This is a genomic window from Nonomuraea sp. NPDC050680 (genome assembly GCF_040654555.1).
In the GTDB taxonomy this organism is placed as follows: Bacteria; Actinomycetota; Actinomycetes; order Streptosporangiales; family Streptosporangiaceae; genus Nonomuraea.
Genome location: NZ_JBFAIF010000002.1, coordinates 753,834 through 771,649, shown reverse-complemented (window position 1 = coordinate 771,649; position 17,816 = coordinate 753,834). Strand labels below are relative to the sequence as shown.

Here is a 17,816-nt window from a genome sequence, read left to right as displayed (position 1 = left end):
TGCTCACGAAGTTTGCTGAGTCGGCCGCCTTCCATACGCCGCGCCTCCGGTCCTTGCTTCCAGCGCCACGCCGAGCCGATCACTCTCTCAGATCATCACGGCGGGCCTGACCATAGCCGAGTAAGGCCCGGCGTCCTTGGCTATGGCTCCTGCTTGCATCGATGGTGGTGTCTCACGAGTCCTTCCCAGACCGGCCGGGCGTCCGAGTAGCGGCCGCGGGCTGTCTCCTCGTAGTGCTTGCCGTTGAAGCGCAGGATGAGGAACTTGCCGCCCTCGCTGCACCACTCGCACTCCCCGCAGCAGGAGGTTTCGGTTACCCGGAGGGGGCCATGGGGACTGTGCGGTTCCCATTCGGACATCGCGATCTGGCTCCGTCCCACCTTAATCGCCAGTGGCGATCACGGTCGGCGGGCTGGCCTTGATCCGGCGCAAGCGCAGCAGGGTCCTGCCGTAGATGTAGGAGGGTTGCCGCGCGTGGCGGTCGAGACGCACCAGCCGGACCGTCCCTGTGGCACCAGGAGCCAACAAGCCGAGCGCCTCGGTCAACAGTGCGGCAGCCCGTTCGGACTCACCACTGACGCCGCACGCTCCCCGACCGGAGTAGTCGGTGGCCATCCATGAGAAGAAAGCATCGGTGTCGAAGTGCACGAATACATCAGAGCCGTGCGTGGTAGCACGTCAGAAGAGGACACTAGGAGGCGCTCCCAGATGTCCGCTCCCCGCGTCCGCCCTTCTGGAGGTGCGCTGGATGACCGATCACGTCCAGGCGGTTCCTGTCTGGGCCACCCGGCTGCTGGCCGCCCGTACCACCCGAGGTTGGTCGCAGCGCGAGCTGGCCCAACAGCTGATCAAAGCCTCTGCCAAGCCGTTCCCCGAGCCGGCGAACCTGATCCGGCGCATTCGCGGCCACGAGACCGGCGAGCACCGGCCCGACGCCTTCTACACCAAGCTCTACTGCACTGCGTTCAGCGTGACGGAAGATCAGTTGTTCGGCACCGTCATCAAGCCGGTCCCCGCACTCGCCCTTCCGTCACTGGCGCCCGACCCTGACCTGTACGAGCGCATCACCCGCGCCATCAAGAACCCGCCACGGGTCGATCTGGAAACCGTGCGATGGCTGGAACACTGCCTGGCCGAACACCGCCGCGTCGAGGACACCATCGGCAGCCGTCCGCTGCTACCACTCGTCCACGCTCAACTGTCCACCGTGGCAGACCTCGCAAGAGGCGCCAAAGGACCGCTGGCTGACCGCGCGGTCGCCGTCCTCGCCCAGTACGCCCAGTTCATCGCCTGGATGTGCCAGGACTCCCGTGACCATCCCGCCGCGCTGGCCTGGTACGACCGCTCCCACGCCTGGGCCCTCGAAGCCGGAGACGCCTGCCTCGCTTCAACCACCCTGAACATGCGCGCCCACCAGGCATGGAGCCTCGGCGACGCACACCGCTGCGTACGCCTCGCCGAGGCCTCCCGCTGGGAGGACGGCCGGACAACGCACGGCGTGCGAGGCATGGCCGCCCAAATGGCCGGCAGGGGGCATGCCCAGATGGGTGAGGCCAACCAGGCACGCACCAGACTCGCCGAAGCCGAAGAACTCATCAGAACCGCGGCCGAACACCCCGACGACGAACCGCCCTGGATGTACTTCTACGGCGAGGGCTGGTTCCTCATGCAGCGCGGTATGGCCGAACTGGAGCTGGGCGATGGCCGTCGCGCCGCCGACTTCGTCGAACGCGGACTGTCGACCCTGCCCGAGTCTTACCGGCGCGATCGAGCATGGTTCGGGGCCTGCCTGGCGCGAGCCCACATCATGCAGGGCGATGCCGAGGCCGCCACCGCCATCGCCTTGAACGTGGCTCCGGATGCTGCGGCGGTCAACGCCTCCGCCGTGGCCGAGCTCCGACGTGCCGCGCACGAACTGGCGGAGGCAGGCGCGTCCGGAGGACAGGCGATCAAAGACTCGCTTCTCGCCCCATAGCGTGGGATACGTCGGCTAAGCGGCGCCTGCTTGGACTACTCAGGCCGCGTTGTGCGGTGTCCGGCGAAGCTCACCTGGGTGTCGTCGTTGTCGAGGGCGATGTTAAGGGTGGCGTCAAGGGCCTCGGCCAGCTTGGCGAGAAGCGGCAGTGTGGGAATGGTGTCAGAGCCTTCGATCCGGGAGACCTTCGCCTGGGTGAGGCCAGCGCGGTCGGCCAATTCAGCCTGGGTGAGCCCGAGTTCGGTGCGCCGACCGTACACCGCCTTCGCCAGGGCCATGGACAGCCGGATCTCGCGACGAGCCTCGGCCACGTCCTCCGGCTCGGTGAAATCCGCGGCGAGCTTGCGTTCGCGCAAGGTCTTCCAACGGCTGTGGCTCATTGCTCCACCTCTCCTTCCTCAATGGTGCGGATGAACTCCTCGTGTGCTGGACCGTGTTCGGCCTCGCAGACCTTCTGAGCGAGCTTGGCGCGCCTGACTTCGGCGTCCTCCCGCATTCTCGTCTTGCGGAAGACGGTTAGCAGGACCGCGGTGCGGTTCGGCGTGAGCCAGTACGTAATGCGTATGGCAGCACCGTCGAGGGTGGGCCGCAGCTCGCGAACTCCGTCGCCCAGCTCATCTGGCGGAAGCAAGCCCTGCTTCCCAGACAACCGTGCCTCTCCCCGCAGCGGTCGGGCCCTCTGATCACCGGGCCTTGCCCCGCAGGATCTGCTCGAAGACATGCCTGGCGATCGCGGTCAGCGTCCATGGGGTTTCGCGGACGGTTTGCTCCGTGCGGTCGGTACGGCGGACGAAACTCTGACCGGCGGTGGCGCAAAGTTCGTACGTCGTTTCGCGGCATTCACAGGTGTGGAAGATCACCCGGATGCGTGACGCCCGGGGGGGTTGATGCCAGGTCAGCTTGACGTGCTCCGGCGTGGGTGGCGCGACGTGCGGGCCGTGAAATTCAGCAAGCTCGCCGGCCGGCATGTCAGCGGGTCCTTCCCTCCAAGATCTCGACGAGGTCCTTGAGAGCGAGGTTCACACGGGTCATGACCAGGTCGTGGATGTGATCGCCGCCTGGCGGCAGCCGGTAGCCGTGCTTCTCGAGAACGGCTTGGATCTCGGCCGTCAGGCGGGGTTCGAATCGTAGGTCCGTGACGGGGCTGGCCATAAGTCGGGCCTCCGGCATCCGATCAGGGTTCGCGGGCAACTCAAGATCTCGGCGGTGTTGAGCGCGCCGTTGCGGTCGTGTCGGGCAGGTGCGGTGTCTAGCCGTTGCGGTCGTGTCGGGCAGGTGCGGTGTCTAGCCGGTGCGTTGGTCCTCTGGCGCGATTTCGGCCCAGATGACTTTTCCACCGCATGGGACGGGATAGCTGTTCCAGCGGCGGGCCAGGGCGCCCACAGCGGTGATGTGCTGGTCGAGTGGCAGTGCGTCGGGTGCGGTGGGGTCGGTGTCCCACACGTCGATAATCAGTGCGTCGGCACGGCGGTGTACCCGGATGCTGACCACGGCGAGGGTTGTGGGGTCGATGTCGCTGTACCGGGAGTTCGGGTTGGGGTGGCCGGTGGTCTCGACCGCGCGGGCGATCAGATGCGCGGCGACCTGCTCGGCGACGTGTTCGAGGTATGGCAGGCCCCACAGCCGGGCCGCGATCCTCGCAACTTGTGCGCCGATGGTGATCGCGGTGTGCAGCGCCAACAAAGTGACCTCCGAGGCTGAGCCTACGGCGGGCGGCAGCGGCGTGAACCGGCCGCTCACGACACCCCCAGACCCTCGACCGGGCAGCGTTCCCAGATGCGTGACCGGACCGACCCCGACAATGGGGCGGCTGTCCGCCGCCGTGATCCTCCCGCCGGTCGCCGGCGATGGTTCCAGGTGTGTGGCCACTGTGCCTCCGTACTGGTCGGTGAATGTGCTCCCACAGTGACCAGCAGCCCGCCCATAGGGCCATGATCGATGGCGCATACCGGCATGTGCGCAGCGCATATCTGGATCCAGACAGTGAGCACGTGGTTACATTCGACGGGCAGGGATTCGCGGATCCGATGTGGCGGTGAACCCAGATGACGGACACGAACGCTCGACGCTGCCGCGCATGCGGCACAACAAGACTTGCGCGGGACAACACCAGCGGCCAGTGCGCGGCATGCACGACCGGCGCGCGCTACACCGCCGATGTTCCCGATGGGCCGCCGAGGGTTCCGCCGGAGTTTTGGGATCACCCTGACATGCGGGCGGCGCTGGGGCCATGGCATATGGGACGGGTGATCGCGGCCTACCGGACCCACCCGCACCACGGCCGCCCGCTACGACAGGAAACGGTGGCGGCGTGGGTGGGCATCACACAGTCCCAGCTCTCCCGGATCGAGAACGGCCCCGCCATGGTCGACTTGGGCAAGCTGACTCAGTGGGCGCGGCTGCTCGACATCCCGGCGAAGCTGTTGTGGTTTCAGGTGCCGGAGCAGCGCGCCCCCCGCCCGGCGCCGCACGTCCCTACTCTGGCACCGGCTGCGGTGGTGGAGGTGCAGCCTGGTGAGGGGCCGGCCGGAGATGACGCGGCGGCTATGCAAGGATGGCGGGTCATGGACGCCCAAATCGGGGGCGCGTATCTGTATGGCACCGTCACGGCGTACCTGCGTGACCAGGTGGCCCCCCGGTTGTTCGGCGGGGCTGGTGGCGCTGATGGTGTGGCAGTGTTCACCTCCGCCGCCGCGCTCACCGAAATGGCTGGGTGGATGGCGCATGAGGCCGGGCGCGATGAGGACGCCCGGCGGCACTTTCACCGGGCCTGGGATCTGTCCACGGTTGGGCGAGACCGGCATCTCGGCGTTCACGTGCTGAACAGCGTCGCGCACCTGGCCCACCACCAGACCCGCCCCGATGAGGCGATCAGCGTGGCTCAGGCGGCGGCGCGGGCATTGGCCGCCGGGCCACGTAACCCCGAACTTCAGGCGAAGCTATTGGCCACGCGGGCCCGATGCCATGCCAGCCTCGGCCAATCGCGGGAGGCACGGGCGCTGCTGCACGACGCTGAGGTAGCCCTTCAGGGCACTCACGATGAAGCCCCGTCGCCGTGGGTGTCCTCCTTCGACCAGGGAGCGCTGGCCTGCGACGCCGCGCGCTGCATGCGGCAGCTCGGCGACCTCCCAGCAGCCCAACGTCACGCTGAGCGCGTCCTGGAGCTTCGCCCCGCCGGTCGTATCCGCTCCCGTGCGTTCGGGAATCTCACCCGGGCCAGCGCCCTTATCGGACAGGGGGAGTTGGACCGGGCGTGCGCTGTCGCCAACGAAGTGATCGCCTCCACCCAGGCGCTCGGCTCATACCTGGTCGTCCAGCAACTTCGTGAACTTCGCACCCTACTGAAACCCCACACCGCCCCCATCGCGCGCACCGTCGTTGAGTCTCTGACCGAGACATTGCGGCAGCGCGTCTGGTGGTATCAATGGCTCACCGACACCCACCCCCGGCCTTACACACCAAAGGCACACCACCATGACCGATCCTGATCTCCGGCCGCTGTATGAGCGTGACCCCGCCGCATGGCACGCGCACCTCGCCGAAGGCAACGCCCGTCAGGCGCGTAAACGGGTAGCGGCTGACGCGCTGATCCGCGACCGCTACGGCCGCGTCCTGCTGGTCGACCCCACGTACAAACCGGACTGGGACACCCCCGGCGGCATGGCTGAAGCCAACGAACCACCTATAGACGCGCTGCGCCGCGAACTCGCCGAAGAACTCGACCTCCAGCTCCCCGAACGTATGACGCTGGTGTGTGTGGACTGGGTAGCCCCGCACGGACCGTGGGACGACCTATTGACATTCATTTTCGACGCCGGAACCCTCACAGCAGATGAAATCACCACGCTACGCATCACCGACGCCGAACTGGCGGCGTTCGATTTCTGCACCTCCGACCAAGCACAGAAACGGCTCCGCCCTTACGTGTGGGCGCGCCTGGCCGCTGCCATCACCGCCGCCGACACTGGCACCGTTGCCTATCTGCACAACGGCCACCCCACCCCATAGCTTCGCCCCGACCCTTCACCCCCTATCAACATAACACCCAATGATCCATCTGTCGCGATTGAGGAGAAAAAGCTTAACGCCCCATGCGCATACGGTTACATGGAAGCCTGCCCCGGTAGATTGTCATCGAAGGTGCGATCCAAATTTCCCTTATTGTTCATGAGAGGACAGCGAAGTTGACCTCGATTGGCTTGAATAAGAAAATCGAGAATACCTCCGCCATGCTTCCACATGAACGCTCCATCAGAAGAGACTAAAACTTTCCAGGAATCGGGATCACCGTCAGCCTCCCACAGACATAGTTGACCATTTTGCGTGGAACCCCATGGAATAATTCCACCAGGGGTGGGATAGTGGGAGAAATGGCGCCGTTCGACGATGTTCCCATCGTCGTCAACCACTTCTTGCTCTTCGTCGCCATCTGGTGCCACATCATCCAAGAGACCCAGAATGCTGTCATGCATCAATTCTCCTGGATAATCACCCGGATTTGGTATGAATAGACCCAGGAATGCATCGAGCGTCAGGCTGGCGTACCGGTCCATCAGCTCCTTGTAGTCGCTTGGAAGCCGCAAACCGAGGCCCGCTTCAACCATACCCCAGTCATTCACAGGTGCAGGCCTATTGGGAGAGCCAATGAGACTCTCCAGATCAGCAAGTGTAGCCATCTGTCACCGTTTTATTGAGATCATTGTGAATGCATTCGTCGGAGACAGTTTCCCCGTCGATCGACGTTACCATGCGGAACCTACTTGGAATCGTATTTCGGCCATCGTATCTGACCTCAACTCGGTAGTCTACAACCCCTCTTCCATTGACGTCCTGAACTGTTCTGCGTGCAGCATTTTCCACTCGCCTCATTGGGCCCCTATTGACGGTCGATATGCAGGGGACGAGGTTGTTAGGATCGCCTCCGGAGCCGCCAAGAAGAGTACCAGCGACTACGTGGCATCTATCGTAGAGTCGGATTTGTGGACGATGAGGGTGGGCCGGATTGGTGCTGGGCCAATACCTTGGATCGACGCTGGCGTCCGTACCTCCATCGAGATCGGTTGGTCTACAGTACCGCGCGGATCCGACGATGGGTCGTCCTACTGGGTCGGCATCGTACTTCTTGAATGGTTCGCAGTCAGGCTCTGGGCTGTCACCAGGAGGCGGATTCTCCGGTTCGGGCTCAGGATCAGGTGTCGGCGCTGGTTCTGTCGTTGGCCGGTCTTCCGGAAGCTCGACGAAATCGGCAGGATCCAATCCCACAGGCTGCGCGATAGAATCAATACCTACCACGATGATCGGGATCTCCTCGTCATCCTTCGCGGGATGGCCTTCGATCATGCATTTTTTACCACAGTTGTGCTTGTGTATTATCGGCCCGAATTCAAAGGCGGGGGACTTCGGACCGGGGTGCTTCGGGCCGGGCTGTTTCGGACCGGGGTGCTTAACGGGATCGCCGGTGGGTTTATAGTGCGTAGTCCGGGTCGTCGAATTTGATTGAGATGAGACACGACCTTTGGTTGCCTGCGACTTGACTTTCTCGGGTCTGGCGCCAGAGCTGCTGTCACTATGGGGCATACGGCAGCCATTGGCGAATTCTGCGCACTTGCCAGGCGGGTTGCAAGAGGTAGCCCTGCCGGCACCGTCCCTGCACACATCGTCAGAGGCAGTCCCCTTGGCATCCGAAACCACATCACATCCCACCGCCACCGGAACTCCGACAACAGGGATGCTGACTGCTCTGTAGCAGCGAGGGTCGGGCGAGTGCCCTGATGAATCTGAATAGACAGCGGGATTGCCGTTGCCGTAGGTATAGCGATTGGCCTGGATAGAGGGGCCTGAGGGCAGGGTCCAGGTGTCCCGGGAGGCGAAGGTGGCGGTGCCAGGCTGGTACCAGCGGGCGTGCATGTTGGTTTTGCCGGTGTCGGGGTCGGTGTATTCGCTCTGGTAGCCGAGCCTCGACTGAGTGCCGGTTTGGGCGGTGACTTCGCCGTAGGGATTGTAGGCCGTGGTGCTGGCCAGGGCGGTGCCGGAGAAGGTGCCGACTAAGTCGTCGTGGATGTCGGTCATGGCAGCGAGGGCAGGACCGTCGCCTTCTTGGGTGCTGACGAGCCCGCCAGAGGGGTCGCGGCCGTACTTGGCTTGGACGGCGCCGTTCTGGTCGGTGATGGCGATGATGTCGTTGTCGAGTCCGGCGTAGGCGAATTTCTGCAGGGCGCTGCCGGACTTTTGGCGGGTGGCCATGCGGTCGAAAGCGTCATAGGTGTAGGTGGCGTCGCCGTCGTTGATGAGCCGGTCGAACGCGTCGAAGGTGAGTTGTCTGGTGGCGCCGTTCTTGGTTTCACTCGCGAGGGTGCCGCGCGGGGTGTAGGTGTAATCGGTACCGTCGCCGCTGGTCAGGCGGTTGCGCTGGTCATAGGTGTAGGTCTTGTTGCCGGCTTTGGTGCGGTTGCCGGAGGCGTCCCATTCGTAGGCGGTGGTGGTGCCGTCGGGGCCGGTCCAGGAGGTGAGGCGGCCGGCGTGGTCGTAGCCGTAGGTGTTGTTGCCGGCGCCTGCCGTACCTGAGGTGATTTTGCTGGTGAGGTTGTCGTCTTTGTCCCAGCCGTAGGTGATCTGGGCGAGTTGGCCGCCGGTGCTGTTCTTGAGGGTGTGGGTTTTGAGGCGGTCGGCGGCGTCGTAGGTGTAGCTCTGAGTGTTGACCGGGTTGGCGGAAGTGATGCTGGTCAGGCGGTCGGCGTTGTCGTAGCCGTAGGTGTTGGTACGGCCGCTGACCGGGTCAGCAACCGTTTTGAGACGGTTGTCGTTGTCCCAGGTGTAGGTGGTGGTGCCGGTGGCATCGATGCGCTGGGTGGGGTTGCCCATGTTGTCGTAGGCGAACGAACTCGAACCTGACGGGCCGGTGACCTTGGTGAGCAAGCTGCGGTCGTTGTATTCGAGGGTCTGATCGGTGACCGTGGTGACGCGATCGGCCAGGTCGTAGCTGTAGGTCTTGTCGGCCGCCACGATGCCGGCGCCCGAGCCGCTGACCTGAGTGAGGCGGTTGAGCTGGTCGTACTGCCGGTCAAGGCGGACACCGCCGGGCTGGATGAGGGCGGTCTCGTTGCCTGCGGCGTCGTAGACGTGCGTCCAGGTGCGGTCGGCCAGGTCCGGGTGGGCGGTGGTGGCGGGCTCGGTCAGTGTCTCGATCAGGCCGAGGGTGTTGTAGCCGGTCCAGGTGGCGTTGCCGCGGCCGTCGGTCAAGCGGGTGCGGGCGCCGGTGGCGTCGTAGCCGAAGCTGCTGGTGATCGAGTCGGTGGCTGAGACCGGTTCGACGAGCTGGGTCAGCAGGTCGGTGGCGTCGAAGGTGCGCCGGGTGATGTGGCCCTCGCCGGAGGTGATCTGGGTGAGGTTGTCAGCGGCGTCGTAGCCGAACCCCTTGGACTTGACCGTCGCACCGGCGCTGTCCAGGTTCTTCAGGCTGGTCAGGCGGCCGGCTAGGTCGTAGTCGGCGGTGATGGCGTTGCCGAGCGCGTTGGTGGTCTTGGCGGGGCGGCCGACCAGGTCGTAGTCGTAGGTGGTGGTGTGGTTGAGCGGGTCGGTCTCGGTGAGAACCTGCCCGGCGGCGTTGACCGTGTAGCCGATGGTCTTGGTGGTGGGCAGGGTGACCTTGGTGGGGTCGCCCGCATCGTTGTATTCCAGCTTGGTGGTGTAGGCCGCGGTGGTCGGTTTGCGTTCGATGGCGGTTTGGGTGATCTGGCGGCCGAGGTCGTCGTAGGTGGCCTCGTTGCGCGCCCCGGTGGGGTCGATCGCGGCCAATTCCTCGCCCAGCAGGTCGTACTGCGACACCCACTGCCCGGCGGGCTGGCCTGCAGCGGGGGGCGGGTCAGTGCGGCGGACCGGGTTGCCGAGCGCGTCGTATTCGACGGTGGTGATCTGGCCACGCGGGTCGGTGGTCTTGATCAGCCGCCCCGCCGGGTCGTAGCCGTAGGCGGTCTTGGGGGTGAGCGCGCTTCCTCCGGGCGGGGTGTACGGCGCGCCGGTCACTGAGGTCAGGCGTCCGGCCCGGTCGAAGCCGGAGGTGGTGATGCGTCCTTCGCCGTCGACGCCGTGGGTCTGGCGGCCGGCGTTGTCATAACCGAAACGGGTGGTAACCCGCTGCTGCTGGGCGGTGCCCGCCTTGTCGATCTGTACAGGTGGTGACGTGGCTTCGACCAGTTGGCCGGCCAAGTCGTAGCGCATGGTGGTTGTGTAGGCGGCCGGGTCGGCACCGGACAGGTTGCCGCGTCCGTCGACCGCCTCCACCACCAGACCGCGGTCATCGACCTTCCATGTGGTGGTCAGGTCCTGGCTGCCGTTCTTGACCGTGCGGCGGGTGGGGTAGTTCTCCTTGTTGTAGGCGAACTCGCTGGTTTCGACCCTCGTCGTGCCGGTGGCGGTGCTCTTGGTGGTGATGACGTTGTCGTTGGCGTCGTAGCCGTACGTCGTCTTGCGTCCAAGCTCGTCCGGATCGAGAGTCTCCGAGGTCAGGCGGCTGGCGGCGTCATAGACGTAGTCGGTTCGGGTCGTCGTGCCGCCGAGTACTTGCTGGGTGAGGTTGCCCGCGTTGTCGTAGGTGTCGGCCTCGATGACCACGTCCGTGGTCGTGGTCGAGCCGTTCAGCTTGACGTCATCAGCGACCACCTGCGACAGCAGATCGTCGTTGAAGTAGTTGTAAGCGGTCTTGCGGCCCATCGCGTCCGCACGTCCGGCCAGCCGCCCAGCCGGGTCGTAGGAGAACGACTCGAGGGCGATCTCCTTGGCCGGGATGGGGGCGACGGGGCTGCCGGTCCAGTTCTTCAGCGTGCGTGTGGCCAGTTCGCCGCGTTTGGTGTAGGTGAGGCCGGTGATCGAGCCCAGTTCGTCGATGATCGTGGTGCGGGCACCGATCTCGTCCCACGTCGTCCGTGTCACGCCGCCTTCCGGTCCGGTGACCGTCTCCTCGCGGCCGTGACCGTCGTAGGTGTAGGAGATGGTCTGCTCCGGGTCGCCGCCGGTGAGGTCCTTGACGGTCTGGGACAGCACGTTGCCGTCCGGGTCGTAGGCGTAGACAGTCTGCGCCGTGTGGGTGACGTCGGTGACCTCGTTCTTGACCCCCGCGCCGGTCTTGGTGGCCAGCCGCCCGAGGTCGTCATAGGTGTAGGTGGACGTGACCCCGCCCGGCTGCGCCTTGGACACCTCCGTTCGGGTCTTCATCCGGCCCAGAACGTCGTAGGTCTGTGTGGAGACCAACCCTTCCGGCTGGGTTTGTTCGGCGAGATCACCCGCGGCGGTATAGCGGTTGATCCCTGTACTGCCCCGAGCGTCGGTCCACGACTTCACCAGCCCGGCCGGCATCACTCCCCCACCGATCGCGGGCTCGGTTCCATCGGTGTAGACGATCACTGTTGAGCGGCCGTTGGGGAAGTCCGTCGTGGCCGGGGTGGTCACTTTGAGCTGCTCACCGTACTGGTTGTACTCGTAGCTGGTGGCGTAGGTGTTGTCAGTGTCACTGGCCGAACGCGCGTCCCGGACCTTCAGGGGTCGGTCGTTACGCGCGTCGAACGGGTCGTCCTTGTTGAGATAGAACTCCGTATAGGCGGCCTGGCAACTGCTGTCCGTACGACACGTGCTGGTGGAGAGCGTGTTTCCGCGGTCGTCGTTGTACCAGGTGGTGGTGTTGTTGTTCGCGTCGGTCATTTCCGACAGGAAGCCGCCGGTGTCGTAGTCGTAACCGGTCTTGTTGCCGAGCTGGTCGGTCTTGGAGATCAGCCGGTAGCCGCGCCACGCGTCGTGAACGGCGGTCAGCTTCTCATTCTTCGGGTCGGTCACCACCACTGTGGAGGTGCCTGCCGTGCGATCCAAGGTCGGCTCGGCCAGCTGCCAGGTGCCGCCGTGCTGGTCGGTGTGGGTTTTGATCCGCTCAGTCGAGCTGTCGTAGGTGTTGGCGGCCCAGACCCGCCCGGACGGCAGAGTGATCTTGGCCAGCTCGTGCGGAGTCGCGACGCGTGCCGCGTAGTGGCGAGCCACTTCGACCGCCGACAGCGGCCGATCGTAAACCGCCACCTCGTCGATGGATCCGGACAGGCTGCCACCGCCGATGTCCAAAGACTCCAGGCCCTCGGGATCGGGGATGGTCGCGTTGAGCGTGCCGGCCAGCTGCCCGTCCAGATACAGCGTCTGCACATCGCCGCCGATGCTCAGGACGGCATGATGCCACAGGCCGTCCTTGACCGCGGCGCCGCTCACGATCGGCGTGGAGGTCTCGTTGAAGGCGGCCGACAGTTTCCCGGCGCTCGTCACCTGCACCACCGGGTACGGGTCTGCGACCGCTGAACCATCCGCGCTCAAGACCGCACCGTTGCCGGTGGTCTTGAACCAGGTCTCCACCGAGGCCCAGGTGCCCGTCCGAGGAAGGAGGTCGCCGGGCAGGTTGACGTTGGCGATATTCGAGGCGGTGATCTCAACAGCGGTGTCGGTGGTCCCCGCCAACGCGCCAGGCTTGGCGAGCGTGTAGTTGGTGTTGTAGTGGGCGCCCTCGCCCATCCAGCCGAGGTCCTTCGCCTCCGACCCGGAGCTTTCACCCAGCCGCCAATACCCCATCGGGTCGGAGTCCAGCACCGTACTGCGATACAGCGAACCCGTATTCAGCTGGTAGAGGGTGCACGCCTGACTAGGATCGCACACCTTCTCCAGCGCATCGCCGTTATAGGTGTACCCCCAGCTCAACGCCTTGCCGTCGACCTGGTCGGTGGAAATCGTGGTGACATGCGCGCCGGTCCAGGAGAAAGTCAGCGACCGGCCACCAGGCGCAGTCACTTTGGCCAGCTTGCCATCCGTCCCATAGGTCAACTCCTGGCTACGGCCCCGGCTGTCGGTCACCTTCAGCAAACGCCCGCCGCCATCGAACAGATACGACGTCGACGCCTTGTCCATCAACCGCCAACTGCCATCAGCGTTCTTGGCCAAAGTCGCGTACATGCCCGGCGGCGGCTGATACGCCCCGTCATCCTTCTTGGCGAAGCGGACCTGACGCCCATCCGGATAGGTCACCAGCACGGCCTCACGCCCGCGCACGTTCTCCGCCACCACCCGCATATCCCAGCGCGTCGACCACCCAGCACCAAACGCGCCGTCACCGCGCGGATCCATGCTGTTGTAGGAGCGCACCACCGACAACGGCGGCCCAGCCGCCGCCACCTGCGCATCAGTGAACGTCGTGGTGTAGTTGCCGGACTGCTGGTTGAACTCCTGCCCGTTCACCCCTCGCACCGACAACTGCGAAGTGATCGTCGGCTGACGAACCCCGATGACGAAAGTGCGCGTCGACGTATAGGCGCTCAGCCCGCCAATCGTCGAAGCATCGCTGACCCTCACCCGCCACCAATACTGACGGCCCCACCCCAACTTGCCCTCGGGGACCGCCCAGCTACCGGACAGAGCGCAGCAATCATCGTAGGAGACACATCCCGTCATCGACGGGTTACTGCACACCTCGAAGTAGAACCCGACCGAACCCCCCGGCCACGTCGTGGCCTCAGCCGTCAACGTCGGCTGCGTGGTTGTCAACTGGATGCCGTTGTCAGGGGACATCGACGTCACCGTGGGCGGCGGCGGCTTGGGACAATCCCCGATCAGCAACCAGTCGACCCCCTGCTCCTCAGGAGGATAGATATTGAGGTTGGCAGGAATGTTCTGAATGGCTTTCCAAATACGCAGACCCGACGCCACATACGTGCCGTACGCCACATACACAGATCGCTGCCACGGCGAATACGAACCACACGGCGGAACAGCGGCCGCGACCGCCACCGGCGCCGCCCCGCGGATCAACGACGTCGCCAGCGGGCCGGCCTGCTTGGAGCGGACTACCCCCTCCCGCGCCTCCCTCGGCAACGCCTTCCTCGGGGCCGCGATCTTCGCCTTCGACGTGCCCGGATCCGCTGTCGCCCTCGTCACGTCAGCAGACACCAGCGACGGCAAACCGGCAGCACTACCCGACATCTGCTTCGGCGTGTCAGGAACGTTCCCAGAGGCCGTGACAGCGTTCACGGAATCAGCCGCCACCGGCTGCGGCTGTAAAGCCAAAAGCCCCGGTAGCGTCGCCGCCAAGATGAAAAAGACAAGGCCGAACCTGAAGCGAGCAGAATGAGCCCATGCCAACAAGCGGCGCATACGCCGTCACACTCCGAACCACGCAGGGCGCCCCAAAAGCGCCGGACGAAGCCCCACCCCCACGACCCGAACCCGAAGGTTCCTGACTCGTGCGACTCGGAGCATGACTGCAAACGGACAAAGCGTAAGCTCGACATAAAGGGCATACAAGATCTATTTGAGTGATCAAACGTGACGGAGTGCTACTTACCGTTTCATTCGTCCGGATTCGTGGCAGTTTCCCGCAGCCGCGCCCTCCACGTGCGAGGAGCTTCCCGCGCGGCCGGCCATCCACATGGCGGACCGATTCCTGCTCAGGGCCGTGCGTCTTCTATCCTTCGTATCCGACCCGATCGGAGGAGTAGATCCAGTGAACGCTCAGCGCGACTACGCCGAACTCGTCCAGCGTGGCCTTTCGCTCGACCTGACCCGGGGGAAGCCGTCGCCGCGACAGCTGGATCTCGCCAATGACATGCTCAAACTGCCGACGTCCTACAAGGCAGCCGACGGCACCGACGGGCGTAACTACGGCAACCTCCAGGGGCTCAGCGAGCTGCGGGAGCTGTTCGGGCCGTTGCTGCAGGTGCCGGCCGAGCAGTTGGTCGTCGGTGGCAACTCCAGCCTTGCTGTGATGCACGACACGATCGTGCACGCGCTGCTCACCAAGGTGCCCGGGGCCGAGCGGCGGTGGGTGGAGGAGCCGGAGATCACGTTCCTGTGCCCGGTGCCGGGGTATGACCGGCATTTCACGATCTGTGAGCGGTTCGGGATCAAGATGGTGCCCGTGCCGATGAACGCCGAAGGGCCCGACATGGACGTCGTCGAGCGACTGGTCGCCGAGGACGCGAGTGTCAAGGGCATCTGGTGTGTGCCGAAGTACAGCAACCCGTCCGGCGTCACCTACAGCGACGAGACCGTGCGGCGGCTGGCCGCCATGTCCACGGCGGCGCCTGATTTCAGGATTTTCTGGGACAACGCCTATGCGGTCCACCACCTCACCGACACCCACGCCGAACTGGCTGACCTGCTGGCCCTGTGCGCGGAGTACGGCAACGCCGACCGGGCCTTCGTGTTCGGGTCCACGTCCAAGGTGACGATGGCGGGCAGCGGGGTGTCGTTCTTCGGGGCCTCGCCCGCGAACGTGAAGTGGTTCCTGGCCAACACCGCCAAGCAGTCCATCGGGCCCGACAAGCTCAACCAGCTCCGGCACGTCGAGTTCCTGAAGGACGCCGACGGGGTGGCCGCGCACATGCGCAAGCACGCCGAGCTGGTGTGGCCCAAGTTCGAGCTCGTCGACCGGGTGCTGGCCAAGGAGCTCGGCGACCTCGGCACCTGGACGAGCCCGCAGGGCGGCTACTTCATCAGCCTTGAGGTGTCGCATGCCGGTGAGGTCGTGGCCAGGGCCAAGGCGGCCGGGATCGCGCTGACCCCCGCCGGGGCCACGCACCCCTACGGCCAGGACCCCGACGACCGCACGATCCGGATCGCACCCACCTATCCCGATCTGGATGAGCTGGAGCAGGCCATCATCGGCCTGGCCGTCTGCGTCCGCGCGGTGGCCGAAGAGCGAGCCTGATCTCACACGGTCTCGACTTGACCCGCGCGCCTGAGCCTGCGGTTTCAGCTCAGCTCGCGCGCCTGACGCACCTGCGGCTTCCGGTACGGCCGACCCGTCGTACCGGAAGCGCGGGGCTAGCTACCAGTGGTGCGGGTCTGGCTCTGGCGGAAGCCGAAGATGTACTCGCGGGTCTCGCTGGGGTGAAACGACACCCCGACCCCTGGCTCGAACACCACGTTGTCCCGCGGGCAGTAACACAGCCTCTCCCACACGGTGAGCGCCTGTACCCGGGCCGGGGCCTCCGCCGTGTCCCGCTTGCGTGCCCCGTACGACCCCAGCACGAACAGCAGCCCGAACCCCCAGAACAACCCGGTCAGGCAGAACGGCGCGAGCAGCACCTCGGCCCAGTTCGCGTCCTTGCCCATCGCGATCACCAACGCGGTCACCAGGTGGACCAGGGCGGCGACGCCGAGCAGGATGTAGCCCTGGTTCCTGGTCCACGCCGTGTAGTGGCGGCTGGGGAACGACAGCCACACCGCCAGCTGCGTACGGCTCATGAGATGCTTCGAGGCGCCCAGCGAGGCCGCCGTCGGCAGATCCGCGATGTCGCGCGTGGCCGCCATCCGGGCGCGGCCGATCCGGTACGTGGTGCCCGCCGCCACCACTCCAGGGACTGCGGAGACCTGGTCAGATTGGCTGCATACCGGACACGTGACTTCCACCTGGGCAGTCTGGCCTTTAGCCGCGGTCGGCGCAAACCGTAAGGTTTCCCTTGTGAGACCCATTGATGCCTTGGTGAACGCCCTGCCTGAGGGCCACGTCCTGACCGATCCCGACGTGATCGACTCCTACGCACGCGACCGTACGTTCCTGGAGCCGGGCAAGCCGCTGGCCGCGGTGCTCGCGACGTCGCGTGACGACGTGGTGACGACACTCAAGTGGGCGACCGAGCACCGGGTCCCCGTGGTGCCGCGCGGCGGCGGTACTGGGCTGGCCGGCGCCGCCACCGCCGGCGACGGATCGGTGATCCTCTCCGTGGCCCGGATGACGGCGATCAAGGAACTCTCCCCCGCCGACGAGATCGCCGTGGTCGAGCCCGGGGTTATCACCGCCGACCTCGACCGGGCGGCCAGGGAGCACGGGCTGATGTACGCGCCCGACCCGTCGTCGTACGAGATCTCCACGATCGGCGGCAACCTGGCCACCAACGCGGGCGGGCTGCGGTGCGTGAAGTACGGCGTGACCCGCGACTCCGCGCTCGGCCTGGAGGTGGTGCTGGCCGACGGCCGGATCCTCGAGACGGGCCGCCGCACGATGAAGGGCGTCACCGGGTACGACCTGACCGGCCTGTTCGTCGGCTCGGAAGGCACGCTCGGCGTGATCACCTCGGCGACGGTACGGCTGCGCAGAGCGCCGGACAAGCCGCCGGCGACGTTCGCGGCGGAGTTCGGCTCGCTGCGCGACGCGGGTGCGGCCGTGTCGGCGATCATGGCCGCCGGGTGCCAGCCGTCTCTGATGGAGCTGCTCGACCGGGCGACGCTGGAGGCCATCGACGACTGGCGCAACATCGGCCTGGAATCGAGCACGATCGCCATGCTGATCGGCCAGTCCGACGCCTCGGACAGCGAGTCGGTCGTCAAGCGCATGGAGCAGCTGTGCGTCGACAACGGCGCGTCGTTCGTGGCGGTCTCCTCCAGCCCGCAGGAGACCGAGGAGCTGATCGGGCTGCGCAGAATGGCCTACGACGCCAAGGAGCGTATGGGCGCGTGCCTGGTGGAGGACGTGTGCGTGCCGCGTTCGGTGCTGCCCGACATGATCATGGCGATCGAGGCCGCAGCCGTACGGCATGGTGTGAAGATCGCCACAGTCGCGCACGCGGGTGACGGCAACCTGCACCCGGTCTTCATCTTCGAGCGCGGCATGGCCGAGCCGCCGCCCGAGGTGTGGGCCGCGGCGGACGAGGTGTTCAAGCACGCTCTGCGGCTCGGCGGCACGCTGACCGGCGAGCACGGTGTCGGCCTCCTCAAGCGGCGCTGGCTCGGGCTGGAGTTCGGACCGGTGGCGCAGGAGATGCAGCAGGGCATCAAAGCCGTCTTCGACCCGCTTGGCCTGCTCAACCCGGGCAAGGCGATCTGA

14 protein-coding genes are annotated in these 17,816 nt (G+C 65.6%); 5 read left to right on the top strand and 9 right to left on the bottom strand.

The genetic code is table 11. From position 1 onward, the window contains the following. Window positions 1–381 precede the first annotated feature (381 nt). Window positions 382–648, bottom strand: coding sequence for a hypothetical protein (locus tag AB0H88_RS09970; RefSeq protein WP_357642918.1), 267 nt, complete (start codon window positions 646–648; stop codon window positions 382–384). Window positions 649–748: 100 nt separating this feature from the next. Here AB0H88_RS09970 and AB0H88_RS09965 point away from each other — a divergent pair, with 100 nt between their 5' ends. Further along, window positions 749–1,975: a helix-turn-helix transcriptional regulator gene (locus AB0H88_RS09965; protein ID WP_357642917.1), complete on the top strand. Its 1,227-nt coding sequence runs from the start codon at window positions 749–751 to the stop codon at window positions 1,973–1,975. A gap of 35 nt (window positions 1,976–2,010) precedes the next feature. Here the strand turns inward: AB0H88_RS09965 and AB0H88_RS09960 are convergent, their stop codons facing one another. The 5 genes from AB0H88_RS09960 to AB0H88_RS09940 all read right to left on the bottom strand — a co-directional run bounded on the left by AB0H88_RS09960 (window position 2,011) and on the right by AB0H88_RS09940 (window position 3,715). Continuing rightward, window positions 2,011–2,355, bottom strand: a complete 345-nt coding sequence (locus AB0H88_RS09960) for a helix-turn-helix transcriptional regulator (RefSeq protein ID WP_357642916.1) — start codon at window positions 2,353–2,355, stop codon at window positions 2,011–2,013. Continuing rightward, complete coding sequence (locus AB0H88_RS09955; protein ID WP_357642915.1) at window positions 2,352–2,606, bottom strand: type II toxin-antitoxin system RelE/ParE family toxin; 255 nt, start codon at window positions 2,604–2,606, stop codon at window positions 2,352–2,354. The genes AB0H88_RS09960 and AB0H88_RS09955 overlap by 4 nt, the downstream gene beginning before the upstream one ends. A gap of 52 nt (window positions 2,607–2,658) precedes the next feature. Then, window positions 2,659–2,943 carry a hypothetical protein gene (locus tag AB0H88_RS09950; RefSeq protein WP_357642914.1) on the bottom strand — a complete coding sequence of 95 codons (285 nt, stop codon included), beginning with the start codon at window positions 2,941–2,943 and terminating at the stop codon, window positions 2,659–2,661. Window position 2,944: 1 nt separating this feature from the next. Then, window positions 2,945–3,145, bottom strand: coding sequence for a hypothetical protein (locus AB0H88_RS09945; RefSeq protein ID WP_357642913.1), 201 nt, complete (start codon window positions 3,143–3,145; stop codon window positions 2,945–2,947). 114 nt (window positions 3,146–3,259) lie between these two features. Continuing rightward, entirely contained in the window at window positions 3,260–3,715 is a 456-nt protein-coding gene (locus AB0H88_RS09940) for a hypothetical protein (RefSeq protein ID WP_357642912.1), read from the bottom strand. Window positions 3,716–4,020: 305 nt separating this feature from the next. Between AB0H88_RS09940 and AB0H88_RS09935 the strand changes: the two genes are divergently transcribed. Both AB0H88_RS09935 and AB0H88_RS09930 read left to right on the top strand, forming a co-directional pair. Beyond that, a complete protein-coding gene (locus AB0H88_RS09935; RefSeq protein WP_357642911.1) occupies window positions 4,021–5,463 on the top strand; it encodes a helix-turn-helix transcriptional regulator in 1,443 nt (480 codons plus the stop codon). Continuing rightward, window positions 5,450–5,983 (top strand): NUDIX hydrolase, encoded by a 534-nt coding sequence (locus tag AB0H88_RS09930; protein WP_357642910.1) that lies wholly within the window; start codon window positions 5,450–5,452, stop codon window positions 5,981–5,983. The genes AB0H88_RS09935 and AB0H88_RS09930 overlap by 14 nt, the downstream gene beginning before the upstream one ends. A gap of 95 nt (window positions 5,984–6,078) precedes the next feature. Here AB0H88_RS09930 and AB0H88_RS09925 read toward each other — a convergent pair whose 3' ends face one another. Both AB0H88_RS09925 and AB0H88_RS09920 read right to left on the bottom strand, forming a co-directional pair. Next, the gene (locus AB0H88_RS09925) at window positions 6,079–6,594 is read right to left on the bottom strand and encodes an SMI1/KNR4 family protein (protein ID WP_357642909.1); all 516 of its coding nucleotides are present in this window, start codon (window positions 6,592–6,594) and stop codon (window positions 6,079–6,081) included. A 40-nt stretch (window positions 6,595–6,634) separates the two neighbouring features. Continuing rightward, on the bottom strand, window positions 6,635–14,143 hold the full coding sequence (locus tag AB0H88_RS09920; RefSeq protein ID WP_357642908.1) for a LamG-like jellyroll fold domain-containing protein: 7,509 nt from the start codon (window positions 14,141–14,143) through the stop codon (window positions 6,635–6,637). A 349-nt stretch (window positions 14,144–14,492) separates the two neighbouring features. Here AB0H88_RS09920 and AB0H88_RS09915 point away from each other — a divergent pair, with 349 nt between their 5' ends. Next, window positions 14,493–15,698 (top strand): aminotransferase class I/II-fold pyridoxal phosphate-dependent enzyme, encoded by a 1,206-nt coding sequence (locus AB0H88_RS09915; protein ID WP_357642907.1) that lies wholly within the window; start codon window positions 14,493–14,495, stop codon window positions 15,696–15,698. A 116-nt stretch (window positions 15,699–15,814) separates the two neighbouring features. Here the strand turns inward: AB0H88_RS09915 and AB0H88_RS09910 are convergent, their stop codons facing one another. After that, on the bottom strand, window positions 15,815–16,342 hold the full coding sequence (locus AB0H88_RS09910) for a hypothetical protein (protein WP_357642906.1): 528 nt from the start codon (window positions 16,340–16,342) through the stop codon (window positions 15,815–15,817). A gap of 112 nt (window positions 16,343–16,454) precedes the next feature. On the opposite strand from AB0H88_RS09910, the gene AB0H88_RS09905 reads away from it, so the two are divergent. Then, window positions 16,455–17,816 carry an FAD-linked oxidase C-terminal domain-containing protein gene (locus AB0H88_RS09905; RefSeq protein WP_357642905.1) on the top strand — a complete coding sequence of 454 codons (1,362 nt, stop codon included), beginning with the start codon at window positions 16,455–16,457 and terminating at the stop codon, window positions 17,814–17,816.

Coding starts and splice junctions, on each gene's coding strand:
- AB0H88_RS09945 (WP_357642913.1), bottom strand. CDS start 3,145: ATGCCGGAGGCCCGACTTATGGCCAGCCCCGTCACGGACCTACGATTC.
- AB0H88_RS09950 (WP_357642914.1), bottom strand. CDS start 2,943: ATGCCGGCCGGCGAGCTTGCTGAATTTCACGGCCCGCACGTCGCGCCA.
- AB0H88_RS09920 (WP_357642908.1), bottom strand. CDS start 14,143: ATGCGCCGCTTGTTGGCATGGGCTCATTCTGCTCGCTTCAGGTTCGGC.
- AB0H88_RS09930 (WP_357642910.1), top strand. CDS start 5,450: ATGACCGATCCTGATCTCCGGCCGCTGTATGAGCGTGACCCCGCCGCA.
- AB0H88_RS09960 (WP_357642916.1), bottom strand. CDS start 2,355: ATGAGCCACAGCCGTTGGAAGACCTTGCGCGAACGCAAGCTCGCCGCG.
- AB0H88_RS09935 (WP_357642911.1), top strand. CDS start 4,021: ATGACGGACACGAACGCTCGACGCTGCCGCGCATGCGGCACAACAAGA.
- AB0H88_RS09965 (WP_357642917.1), top strand. CDS start 749: ATGACCGATCACGTCCAGGCGGTTCCTGTCTGGGCCACCCGGCTGCTG.